13 protein-coding genes are annotated in these 11,611 nt (G+C 46.8%); 9 read left to right on the forward strand and 4 right to left on the reverse strand.

The window, feature by feature from the left end; genetic code table 11:
- Window positions 1-62: 62 nt before the first annotated feature.
- The 4 genes from ACAN55_RS12295 to ACAN55_RS12310 are packed head-to-tail and all read left to right on the forward strand — an operon-like array spanning window position 63 to window position 2,693.
- A complete protein-coding gene (locus ACAN55_RS12295; protein WP_379132881.1) occupies window positions 63-590 on the forward strand; it encodes an RNA polymerase sigma factor in 528 nt (175 codons plus the stop codon).
- A complete protein-coding gene (locus ACAN55_RS12300; protein ID WP_379132738.1) occupies window positions 587-1,045 on the forward strand; it encodes an anti-sigma factor family protein in 459 nt (152 codons plus the stop codon). Before ACAN55_RS12295 ends, ACAN55_RS12300 begins: the two co-directional genes overlap by 4 nt.
- A gap of 36 nt (window positions 1,046-1,081) precedes the next feature.
- Window positions 1,082-1,582 carry a hypothetical protein gene (locus tag ACAN55_RS12305; RefSeq protein ID WP_379132741.1) on the forward strand — a complete coding sequence of 167 codons (501 nt, stop codon included), beginning with the start codon at window positions 1,082-1,084 and terminating at the stop codon, window positions 1,580-1,582.
- Window positions 1,583-1,601: 19 nt separating this feature from the next.
- Window positions 1,602-2,693, forward strand: a complete 1,092-nt coding sequence (locus tag ACAN55_RS12310; RefSeq protein ID WP_379132744.1) for a DUF4097 family beta strand repeat-containing protein — start codon at window positions 1,602-1,604, stop codon at window positions 2,691-2,693.
- Window positions 2,694-2,796: 103 nt separating this feature from the next.
- Here the strand turns inward: ACAN55_RS12310 and ACAN55_RS12315 are convergent, their stop codons facing one another.
- A complete protein-coding gene (locus ACAN55_RS12315) occupies window positions 2,797-3,777 on the reverse strand; it encodes an aldo/keto reductase (protein WP_379132747.1) in 981 nt (326 codons plus the stop codon).
- A gap of 244 nt (window positions 3,778-4,021) precedes the next feature.
- On the opposite strand from ACAN55_RS12315, the gene leuB reads away from it, so the two are divergent.
- The 4 genes from leuB (at window position 4,022) to ACAN55_RS12335 (ending at window position 7,870) form a co-directional block, all read left to right on the forward strand.
- Window positions 4,022-5,101, forward strand: coding sequence for a 3-isopropylmalate dehydrogenase (gene leuB / locus ACAN55_RS12320; protein ID WP_379132750.1), 1,080 nt, complete (start codon window positions 4,022-4,024; stop codon window positions 5,099-5,101).
- Window positions 5,102-5,311: 210 nt separating this feature from the next.
- Window positions 5,312-5,851, forward strand: a complete 540-nt coding sequence (locus ACAN55_RS12325) for a peroxiredoxin (RefSeq protein ID WP_379132752.1) — start codon at window positions 5,312-5,314, stop codon at window positions 5,849-5,851.
- A gap of 218 nt (window positions 5,852-6,069) precedes the next feature.
- A complete protein-coding gene (locus ACAN55_RS12330) occupies window positions 6,070-6,477 on the forward strand; it encodes a hypothetical protein (protein ID WP_379132754.1) in 408 nt (135 codons plus the stop codon).
- A gap of 289 nt (window positions 6,478-6,766) precedes the next feature.
- A complete protein-coding gene (locus tag ACAN55_RS12335) occupies window positions 6,767-7,870 on the forward strand; it encodes a two-component system sensor histidine kinase NtrB (RefSeq protein ID WP_379132756.1) in 1,104 nt (367 codons plus the stop codon).
- A gap of 79 nt (window positions 7,871-7,949) precedes the next feature.
- On the opposite strand, the gene ACAN55_RS12340 is transcribed toward ACAN55_RS12335, so the two are convergent.
- Genes ACAN55_RS12340 through ACAN55_RS12350 form a run of 3 tightly spaced genes read right to left on the reverse strand, consistent with a single transcriptional unit; the run spans window position 7,950 to window position 10,410 of the window.
- Window positions 7,950-8,129, reverse strand: a complete 180-nt coding sequence (locus ACAN55_RS12340; RefSeq protein WP_379132759.1) for a FeoB-associated Cys-rich membrane protein — start codon at window positions 8,127-8,129, stop codon at window positions 7,950-7,952.
- 29 nt (window positions 8,130-8,158) lie between these two features.
- Window positions 8,159-10,171, reverse strand: coding sequence for a ferrous iron transport protein B (feoB, locus tag ACAN55_RS12345; protein ID WP_379132762.1), 2,013 nt, complete (start codon window positions 10,169-10,171; stop codon window positions 8,159-8,161).
- Window positions 10,168-10,410 (reverse strand): FeoA family protein, encoded by a 243-nt coding sequence (locus ACAN55_RS12350; protein ID WP_379132764.1) that lies wholly within the window; start codon window positions 10,408-10,410, stop codon window positions 10,168-10,170. Before ACAN55_RS12350 ends, feoB begins: the two co-directional genes overlap by 4 nt.
- A 237-nt stretch (window positions 10,411-10,647) precedes the next feature.
- Here ACAN55_RS12350 and ACAN55_RS12355 point away from each other — a divergent pair, with 237 nt between their 5' ends.
- Entirely contained in the window at window positions 10,648-11,607 is a 960-nt protein-coding gene (locus tag ACAN55_RS12355; RefSeq protein WP_379132766.1) for an aldolase catalytic domain-containing protein, read from the forward strand.
- Window positions 11,608-11,611: the final 4 nt, after the last annotated feature.

Raw genomic sequence — 11,611 nt, forward strand, 5'->3', positions numbered from 1 at the left:
AAAGTCCGGCGTCTAACTTAATGTAGCTGGAGGAGGGGAGTAAACTGGAAGAGGCGGAGTGGATTTCCGCCGTGCTAAGCGGTCAACATCAGGCCTTCGGGCATTTGGTTAACCGTTATCAGGGCATGGTATACAGAGTATGTGTCAAAATTACAGGTGAAGCCGAATCGGCCAAAGATATGGCCCAGGAGGTTTTTATCAAAGCTTATAAAGCACTTCCCTCCTTCCGGGGACAATCCTCATTCTCCACCTGGCTCTACCGGATCGCTTACCGGACTTGTCTGGACTGGAAACGCGCCAATGACAGGGAATGGAAGCACCGCAGCTCTGCGGAATATACGGAGAACGACTATGTAACATCGCAGACGCCGGAGCATGCGGCAATTCACAAAGAAGCCTCGCTTGAACTGGACGAGAATTTGAACAGCCTTGCCGAACCGTACCGGTCGGTCGTGCAGCTGTACTATTTTCACCAGCATTCCTATCAGGAAATAGCCAGGCAAAAAGGGGTTTCTGTTAAAACGGTGGAATCACAGCTATACCGCGCCAGACAAATGATGCGTAAACAACAAGGGGGGGAATGGCGATGAATTGTGAACAGGTAATGGAATGGATGCCTCATTATCTTGATGGTCAGCTGTCTCTAGAACGGGCACAGATCATTCGACTACATGTCGATTCCTGCCCCGGATGTGCACATCATTTGGAGGAAGCGCGTGAACTGTCAGAGCTTTGGAGAAGTATGGCTGAAACTGTCGACGTGCTGCAAGGTGAGGATATTCCGGATCTTGTAGGAAGTGTCATGGCTGAAATTGAGAAATTTGAGTCCGGCCGAAGCAAACGGAGAGTGGAGCCTTCCTCGGCAAGACGCCGTTTTAGCCCACGCACCTCATGGGTGCATTACAGTCTCGCGGCCTGCCTGACTTTCTTGTTATTGCAGTTTGGCGTGTTTGAAGGGCTGGCTTATCATATCTCCGAAATTAATGGACAGATGTCAAACTCGGTGATTTCTTTGTTTGGCGCTCCGTCCGATCACTCAAAATAAATAAAAATAAATAACAGACAAGTAGGAGGATATTACATGATTAGGAAGAGACGCTGGCTTACCTTTATGCTGGCTATGGCCCCTGGTGTAGGGCACATGTATCTGGGATTCAAAAAACTCGGTCTGCAGTATATGATCGGTGCGTTCATCTGTATTATTTTTATTCCTTCGGTGCCGATGGTGTTTCCGTTCGCACTGGCAGCATTATGGTTCTATCAATTATTTGATGCGCTGCAAAAGGTGGCCTGGATGAAGATTTCAGCGGAAGAGCATGAACGTCTGATGTTTCATCCGGACAGCTTCGGAGCACCGTGGTCTATGGATGTGCACGCATTTCCGGGTTATCCCAAAGAGGATATCAATCCGTTCTGGATTGGAGCAGGAAGTGTGGTTTCCGGAGTTCTGCTGCTGATGATTACGGTATTTCCCTCACTCTGGGAGCTCTTAAGCGAGAGATTCAATATTGGTACGATTCTGCTGTCGGTAGCACTGATTGGCTATGGCCTGCGGATGCTGAAAAACAACACGAGGGCATAAGTTGTCGGGAGGATGTAACATGGGGAGATGGAAGATCGGTAGCTTAACTGCAGCGATTGGCTGTATTGCAGTCGGAGTTGTTATTGTTCTGGCGCAATTTGACAAAATATCATATGATGTACTAGGTTTTTTATGGCCGGCATTGCTGATTGTATTTGGACTTGAAATGCTGACCCGCCTAATGATCCGTTCCGATGCTAAAACCCGGGTAAGCGGCTGGGCGATCGTACTTATTATAGTGCTGATTGGCGCAAGTGCCGGGGAGTCTATGTTGTCCGGTGGTACTGTTAAAAGTCTGCTGGGGAACATGGAGCTTACACCCGTTAGCGGGAACCTGGAAGTGAAGCCGGAAATCCGAAAGGTAAGAATTTCCCTTCCAGATGGTAAGGTCAAGGTAGAAGGGGTGGCCGGAAGTTCTGTTCAGTATGAAGGCAGCCTGCTCGTGCCGGGAAATACTCCTGAGGAAGCTCAGCGCAGCCTGGTGAAGAAATGGAAAGCGGGTATCGAAGGAGACACCCTGGTTCTGGAAATGGAGGCAGAGGTGAATTGGCTTGCAGGGCTTCATTTCGGCTTCAATAGCCAGAATCCGTATCTGAACGTAAGTGTTCCCGGAAATTTAGAGGTAGAAATCGTGACCAGCAACGGCTCAATTGAAGCGATGGAATTGAATTCCGGCCTGTCAGCCGTAACTTCCAATGGGACAATGGATCTCCATGATATCGCGGGCGGTGTCGAAGGCCACTCTAGCAATGGTTCTTTGAAAGCCAGAAATATTCAGGGCGGTATAGAGCTCGTCAGCTCGAATGGTTCGATTACTGCAGAGCAGATTGATGGGGATGTAACAGCCAAAAGCAGCAACGGTAAAATATCAGCGGACTCAGCCATTTCCGGCGATTGGAACTTTAAAACAAGTAACGGTAAAGTCGAGCTGGAGCTGCCCAAGAATGCCGATGCGAAGATAGCTGCCGAAACCAGCAATGGTTCTTTTAAAGGCAACGTATCTTGGGAAAAAGATGGAGACGATCAAGCTAACCTAGTATTGGGGAACGGAACACATGTGGTGGAGATTTCAACCAGTAACGGTAGTGTGTCCGTGGATACAACGGATTGAGATATGGTTGAAGGGCGTTTAATTCGCCAAGTTGAGTAAATACACTACAAAAAGGGATTCGGAAGGTAATGACTTCCGAATCCCTTTTTTATCCAACTTATGTTTACCAGGCGTATGCTTTAGGTGCCTCGCCGCCAGGTCCCGGGAATATTTCATCGAGACGGGCCATCACGGAGTCGTCCAATACAACTTCCAGGCTGCGGAGTGCACTTTCGAATTGCTCCAGAGTTCGTGGTCCGATGATCGGTGCGGTTACAGCAGGATTGGCTAGAAGCCATGCTAGAGCAACGTTATCTTGAGGTTCACCGAGCTCAAGGCTTAATGCCGCAAAGGCTTCAAGCTGCTGTTTGTGCTTCTCTACCCGTTCCGAATTGCCACCGCTGCGGCTGCCTTCAATTTTCTTGAGTGCATTGCGCCCAAGGAGGCCTCCGTCCAGTGGACTCCATGGAATAACGCCAAGTCCGAGATTCTTCGATGCCGGAAGCACCTCAAGTTCTGGCAGACGGCAGGTCAGACTGTATTTGTGCTGTTCCGATACCAGCCCAAGGAAACCGCGGGCTTTGGCTTCCAGCTGGGCCACTGCAATATCCCATCCGGCAAAATTGCTGGAACCGACATAACCGATTTTGCCTTGACTTACTGCGAGTTCAAAAGCACCCCACAGCTCGTCCCAAGAGACATTTCGGTCTACATGGTGCATCTGATACAGTTCAATATGATCCGTCTGGAGCCGCTGTAATGAAGCTTCCAAATGGCGCCGGATAATATAAGAGGACAGGCCAGCTTCATCGTTTGGACCATCGAGCTTGTCGTTCATCGCACCGTATACTTTGGTGGCCAGTACAACCTTCTCCCGCCGACCTCCACCTTGCTTGAACCAGCGGCCAATAATACTCTCCGTCAGTCCGGAATTTTCTCCCCATCCGTATACATTGGCTGTATCAAAAAAATTAATTCCAGCATCCAATGCGGTATCCATTATACGAAAAGCTTCTTTCTCATCCGTTATCGGACCAAAATTCATCGTTCCCAGACATAGGCGGCTAACCTTTATGCCTGATTTGCCAAGCTTTGCATACTGCACTGTGCAATCACTCCTTCAATGAATTTGAAATCATCTTATTTAACAACTGCACACTAATTGTAATCAACCCAGGAAACAAGAGCAAATGAAGGATGTACAATCCTGGGGTATAATTTCCGGCTTATAGGTTCAGCCTATCAATGCAATAGTATCTATATCTTTGTCCTTTGTGCATACAGTATGTTACAACTATATACAGAAGAACTATGTCTGCAGGATGCAGAACACTTGAGGAGTGACTGGGATGAGCATTGTAAAAAAAATCGCTGTAATTGCCGGAGACGGTATCGGACCAGAAGTTGTAGCAGAGGCGGAAAAAGTATTAAAGGTAACCGGAGAGGTGTTCGGGTATTCCTTTGAAACAGAGCATGCATTGTTTGGGGGGATCGCGATTGATGAGCGCGGTACACCTTTGCCTGAGGATACGCTGGAGATCTGCCGTAGTGCAGATGCCGTACTGCTGGGAGCAGTTGGTGGTCCTAAATGGGATAACAATCCAAAGGAGCTGCGTCCCGAGACCGGGCTGCTTGGTATCCGCAAAGCGCTGGGATTATTTTCGAACTTGCGGCCTGCCGTCGTGTTTGACTGCCTGAAGGATGCCTCCACGCTTAAGCCTGAGGTGCTTGAGGGTACAGATCTAATGGTAGTCCGCGAGCTTACCGGCGGGATTTATTTCGGTGAAAAGCTCCGCCGCCAGGGAGAGTTCGGAGAAGAAGCAGTGGATACCTGTGTTTATAATGTGGTTGAGGTTGAGCGGATTGTCCGTCAGGCTTTTGAAATTGCCCAGAAACGCCGCAAGAAGCTGGCTTCTGTGGATAAAGCAAATGTGCTCGAGACATCTCGTTTATGGCGTGAAGTTGTTAATAAGCTTGCACCGGAATATCCGGATGTGGAACTTGAACATGTGCTTGTCGATAACTGTGCGATGCAGCTGTTGCGTCGTCCTTCCAGCTTCGATGTTATTGTTACCGAGAATATGTTCGGTGATATTCTGAGCGATGAAGCAGCAATGCTCACCGGTTCCATCGGGATGCTGGCATCCGCGTCTATGGGTGAAGGCAGTTACGGATTGTTTGAGCCAGTGCACGGCTCCGCACCGGACATTGCAGGGAAGGGATTGGCCAATCCGATAGCCACAATCCTATCGCTGGCATTGATGTTCCGCTTAACCTTCGGGTACGCGGAAGCCGCTGATGCGATCGAGGCTGCAGTTGCGGAGGTGCTAGATGCAGGCCACCGCACAAGTGATATTGCCGTGGACAAGAACAAGGCTATCAGTACCTCAGCGATGGGCGATCTGATTGCGGCGGCTATTCGCAAATGAGATAAATGTCACAAAAAGTTTCTTATTTATAATAATTATAAAAAAGTAATCGATATAATCTTGACTTTGATTTTGTGCGATGATACCATTTGGTGTGTAACAGCAAGTTAGTAACCAACTTATCATATCGAGAAAAGCATGGATTGTGTCAACCGCTAAGATGTGGTTACCCGCTTGTTTTTCTTACATAATCAGAGGAGGACGTATCGTATGGCAGAACGTTTGGTAGGTAGACCCGCACCTGATTTCACAATGGAGACCGTATCTGGTGATGGAGCAGAATTTGGAAAAGTAAGCTTGTCCGACTATCGTGGCAAATGGCTTGTATTCTTCTTCTATCCACTTGATTTCACCTTTGTATGTCCTACTGAAATTACAGCACTGAGTAATGCGGCGGATCAATTTGCTGCACTTGATACCGAAATTCTCGGTGTCAGCGTAGACTCTATCCACAGTCACAAGGCTTGGATCAACACTCCAAAAGATTCTAATGGTCTTGGCCGTTTGAACTTCCCTCTGGCTGCCGATATTACGAAGAAAGCTGCTAGAGACTATGGTGTTTTGATTGAAGAGGAAGGAATCGCTCTACGCGGTCTGTTTATTATCGATCCGGAAGGCGAACTCAAATACGAGGTCGTTAACCATAATGATGTGGGCCGTAGCGTAGAAGAAACATTGCGTGTTCTTCAAGCACTACAATCCGGCGGGCTTTGCGCAATGAACTGGAAGCCTGGTGACAAGAACCTCTAATATTTATTGGAGCTGTGTTCTTTGAAAGGTACAGTTGAACCTCCTGATCCGGACGTTTCCGGATTCAGGAGGTTTTTTGTCACAATCCCCCATCGTTGTCCCGTATAAAAATGGGCCATAAATGTAAAATATGTCCCACAGGGGGATGGAATCTCGCCGTGAGTAGTGTAATATAATAATACGAAATCGTTAAATATGACCTGGGAGGGTGAACAATCATGAGCTTTTGCTGTGGCGCTAGTATGGTAGGTACAAAAGGAACGCTGAAACATTATCGCACGCAGGTCCATAATGTTCCCCTGCTGTTCTGCCCGGTATGCCACCGGGTCGAGGTTCATTACAAAGTTGAGAATGAGTATGAGATTTTGGCGGAATACGCTCATGGTGATGGCGTGACCGACGTGGATTTTCAGGAATATGTAATGGAAGATGACGAGTCTATTTTTGAGAATGTCATTAATATGGAGACCGAGGATCCCTTGGCCATTATCCGCAGTCAAATTGACATGTCACTTGATCTCTTGGCCGTGGCTAAACAGATCGGGGACGCGAAGTGGGAACGTGAGCTTAAGAAAAGACTGGCTGTTATGAGCCGCCGCCGCCTTCGCTTGCAGCAAAAGGCCTGATCCACCACTGAACCCATCATTATTTAAATTATTTCAAACAAGTCTCCGGCATTTCGGAGGCTTGTTTATGTGTCTTGAGAATCAATTATTAAATAAATATACTTTTCGACAGTTTCTCCGATTGCGTTGACAGCTCCACTTGGATATGATTGGAATATATAAACCAGGGCTTGGATATTATGCAACAAAGATCGAATGTTCTGACGGTTGCGTCATATACTCAGATACATAGTAATTTGATGTCGTTGATCGGCTTCGTTAATTGCAGTAGAAGGGGGAACTTCGTGTCGTGTTACGCGAATATCAGGAAGGGCTACTTGTATCAGCAAGAACGTTTCAATCGGGTTTGATGAATGCTACATATGCGAATGTGCTAGAGCAAATTGACAGCGGAATCATGATCTTTGATGAAGAGGGAATTTTAAGCTACATTAACAAGCATATGTATGAAATGCTGGAGTTAAAACGCCATGTACTTGAAGGTTGTAATCTTCTGAGCTTGTTGTCCCATCTCCCTTTAAGCCGCTTCAAAAAGAAGCAAGTGCTTAATATTTACCGGGAAACTGTATATAAAGGTAAATCAAACTATGAATTCGTCGATGAATATGGCCGCTATTGGCGGGTTACTGTCTCTAGCGGACAAGTGATGAATGGTAATTATTTATTTGTTATTAAAGAAGTTTCCGACTACAAGCTAATTGAGCAAACCGCTTATCAGAATGACAATCTGGCTATGCTGGGGAAATTATCTGCTTCCATTGCTCATGAGATTCGTAATCCCCTGACCGCGATCCGCGGGTTTATCCAACTGCTTCGGCCGCATTTGCAGCAGCTTGGCAAGGAGGAATATTCCAAAATTATTCTCGCAGAGATTGATCGGGCTAATGATATTATTCATGAGTTTCTGGCTTCCTCCAAGCCTACGGCTCCGCAGATTGGGATTATCCGTGTATCCGTGCTCCTGCGCGAGGCCGTTCTGCTGACAGAAAGTGAAGCACTGATGAAGGGCTGCGAAATCCATTTGCGTACGTTTCCCGATGATCTGACTATTGCCGTTGATATCAAGCAAATGAAGCAGGTCATCCTTAATCTGATCCGCAATGCGATGGAAGCCATTGCTGAGCGGGAAGATCATTATAACGGCCGTGTTGAACTTGGAGCACGACGTGAAGGTGCTGAGGTCCGCATCTTTATATCAGATAACGGCAGGGGCATGGATATGTGCACTTTGGACCGGCTGTTTAATCCCTTCTTTACGACTAAGGAGAACGGGACGGGACTTGGGTTATCCGTGTGTGATCGGATCGTGAAGAATCATGGGGGCAAGATCAATGTCAGCAGCAGATTAAATGAAGGAACAAGTTTTACTATTTCGCTTCCACTAATTCATTAGCAGGTCTTGCTATTAATAAATGAAATAACCTCCGGTCCTTTGTAAGGGCCGGAGGTTATTTGTTATAAGAGTATTGGATTTATTTGTTGCTTCCGGAGACTCCACTGCTGCATGAGAAGGGTGAATCCATGGATGACGCTGGACAGGATTTGCCTTTGTCACAACCCGCGCATGCCCCTTTTTTGCCTTTCTGCACATGACGGTATATCATCCAGCCGGAATATCCGAATATAAGGCCGATTATAAGCACGTTGATCATTGTCTTGCCCCGCTTTCTTTAAGTAGAACTTACGTCCAGCCTAACAACCGTCCGCCTTGGAAGATAATAAGTGATACTGAATATGCTAGAACAAGGGAATACCCCATAGAGAAAAAAGTCCATTTCCACGAAGCCGTTTCCTTTTTAATAACCCCAACTGTTGCGAGACAAGGTACATACAACAGAATGAATGCCATGAAGCTGATAGAACTCAGCGGTGTAAACACCTGGGCGATTTGGCCTTCTAGGCCGGCTGTATCCGGAGTATGGTAAATGATGTTCATTGTAGATACAACGACCTCTTTAGCGAGAAAACCGGGAACCAGCGTGGATCCAGCCTGCCAGGTTCCAAATCCGAGCGGCTCCAGTAGAGGAGCAATCAATCCGCCGAATTTTGCCAAATAACTATAATTCATCTCGACACCGAAGCCGCTTGGTCCTGCATAAGACATCAGCCAAATGATAACGGAGCCGGCAAGAATGATAGTTCCCGCTTTACGCAGGAAGCCTTTGCCTTTCTCCCAGGTACTGCGCGACAAAGTCTTTAGCTGCGGCAGACGGTAAGGAGGAAGCTCGATAATAAAGATGGAAGTTTCATTCTTGAATAAGTACTTAGAGAACAGCTTACACAGGAGTAAGGCGAATACAACACCCATTACATACATTGATAGTACTGCCGCTGCTTGCCGCTCAGGAAAAAATACAGCTGCGAATAAGGCGTATACCGGTAATCGTGCTGAGCAGGACATTAGAGGCATAAGCAGCGTAGTCAGCATCCGGTCTTTCGGTTGTTCAATGCTTCGTGCAGCCATAATGGCCGGCACATTGCAGCCAAAGCCGATAATAAATGGAATAAAAGCTTTACCGTTAAGTCCCATTCGTTCCATGGTACTGTCCATCAGCAAGCACACCCGGGCCATGTAGCCGGAATCCTCCAGGAAGGAGATGATCAGGAACAGAATGAAAATTTGCGGGACGAAGACTAACACGCCACCGACACCGCCGATAATTCCATCGATAATAAGGGCATGAGTGAAGCTTGAAGCGCCCACATATTGCAGCAATGAAGAGGCACCCGAACTCACGGGACCGGCTATGAAGCCATCTAGGATATCCGATAACGGACCGCCAGCCCAGTCAAAGGTTGTTTTGAACAATAGATACATAAAGAATATAAATAAAGGCAGTCCAATAAAACGATGTGTCAATATGGAATCCAGTCGTTCTGTCAGGTTATGAGGCTTCAGAGCTGACGTATCCAGCGCATTCTGGCATAAAGAACGAATGTAATCCATTCGGGTTGAGCGTATCCATTGCGGAAGGGTTAAAGCGATTTTTTTAATCTGAAGTTCACTCTGACAGGCATCACATATCGCTTTGATTTTGACGGTATCCATGCGTGATTTCAGATATTCCAGGATGACCGGATTTTGTTCCAACAGCTGCAGTGCAATCCAGCGCAAGTTAGGAAGTCCGGAAATATGCTGTAATTCCCGCTCAATGGAGGAAATAGCTTTCTCCGTGATTTCACCATAGTACAGCTTGAAGTTTGAAGGTGGAATGGAGGCGGGGTTTTCCAACATACTAAGGACTTGACCGGTACCTTTACCGGTTCTGGCAATAAGCGGGAACACTCTGACACCAAGCTGTTTCTGTAGAGTCTCCGGGCTGACTATAATACCGCGGGCTTTGGCAACATCGATCATATTAAGTCCGAGCACGGTTGGTTTGCCGTATTCAAGGAGCTGTACTGTAAGCAGTAAATTCCGTTCCAGCTGTGAGGAATCTACGATGTTAACCAGCGCCTCGGGGTCTTCCTCTATTAAATATTGGGCAGCAACGCCTTCATCGCGGGATAAAGGATGCAAGGAATAAATACCGGGAAGGTCAATAAGCTGTCCCGCTCCATTTTTAAGACTGCCTACTTTCTTCTCTACGGTTACACCCGCCCAATTGCCTACATATTCATAGGAAGAGGTAAGGGTATTAAATAACGATGTTTTGCCCGTATTCGGATTACCTACTAGTGCAATTGAACTCATGATACGTTTACCTCAATTCTGGATGCTTCTCTTCGACGGATAGCGAACAGCTGGCCATTGCACTCAATGGTGACCGGTCCCCGAAAAGGCCCCTTCCCTTTAATGCGGACTACGACGCCTTCGGAAACACCAAGGTCGGCTAAACGGCGACGCAGAACGGGATCCATACCTTCGATTTTATGAATTAAGCCAGTTGAACCAGGCTGAAGATGCAGCAGGGAGCAGGATATAGATGCCATTGAACTCCTCCAATAGAGATTGAGAATCAATCTCAATGATTTCCTGTAGGTTATCATAAATTTTAAATGATAACAGTGATATTTGTCACTGTAAAAACATGCACAAGGCATGAGAAGAGGGAGTGAATGTTCGACACTTTCTTTACTTTCTTAACTTTTCTACGGTAATATGAGATGATAATGGCTGCCTGCTGAAAAAATAAAATATATTGAAGGTCAGCTGAGAGGAGAATTCAAGTGAAGATCAATCCAAGTAAAATTGTCGATTGTACCATCCGTGACGGAGGACTGGTGAACAACTGGGATTTCAGTGTTGAATTTGTCCAAAATTTGTACGCCGGTTTAAATGAGGCTGGTGTTGATTATATGGAAATCGGATATAAAAATTCTCCGAAGCTGCTAAAAGGAGCCGAGGGTGCCGGACCATGGCGTTTCCTGGATGATGACTTCTTGCGCAAGGTAATTCCGCAAAAAGGACATACCAAGCTGTCAGCACTGGTCGACATCGGCCGTGTAGATGAAAATGATATCCTGCCCCGTAGTGAAAGTATGCTGGATCTGATCCGCGTGGCTTGCTACAGTAAGGATGTGGACAAGGCGCTCGAGCTTGTACAGACCTTCCACGACCGCGGTTATGAAACAACACTTAATATTATGGCATTGTCGAATGTTATGGAGAATGAGCTTCTGGAAGCTTTTGAACAGATCCGGGAAAGCTCCGTGGATGTGGTTTATATTGTTGATTCTTATGGAAGCCTGGATCATAATGATATGCATTATCTGGTGGAAAAATTCAAAAAACATCTTCCGGATAAGCGTCTTGGGGTGCATACTCACAACAATCTGCAGCTCGCATTCTCCAATACACTGATCGCTGCTGAGAAGGGCGTTGAGCTGTTGGATGCTTCGTGTTATGGTATGGGCCGGGCAGCCGGTAATTGCCCGACCGAGCTGCTGGTGACGCATCTCAAGAATACCCGGTATAAACTTCGCCCGGTGCTGGATATTGTGGAGCGTCTGATGATTCCACTGCGGGAGAAGGAAGAATGGGGTTATATCATTCCTTACATGATAACAGGTACGCTTGATGAGCATCCGCGTTCTGCTATGGCGCTCCGCTCCTCTGCAGACAAGGATAATGCTGTTGAGTTTTATGACAAGCTCACGACTCCAGAAGTGACTTTTACAAATAAATAAGTCT

It is taken from the genome of Paenibacillus oryziterrae (assembly GCF_042610485.1).
Taxonomy (GTDB): domain Bacteria; phylum Bacillota; class Bacilli; order Paenibacillales; family Paenibacillaceae; genus Paenibacillus_AQ.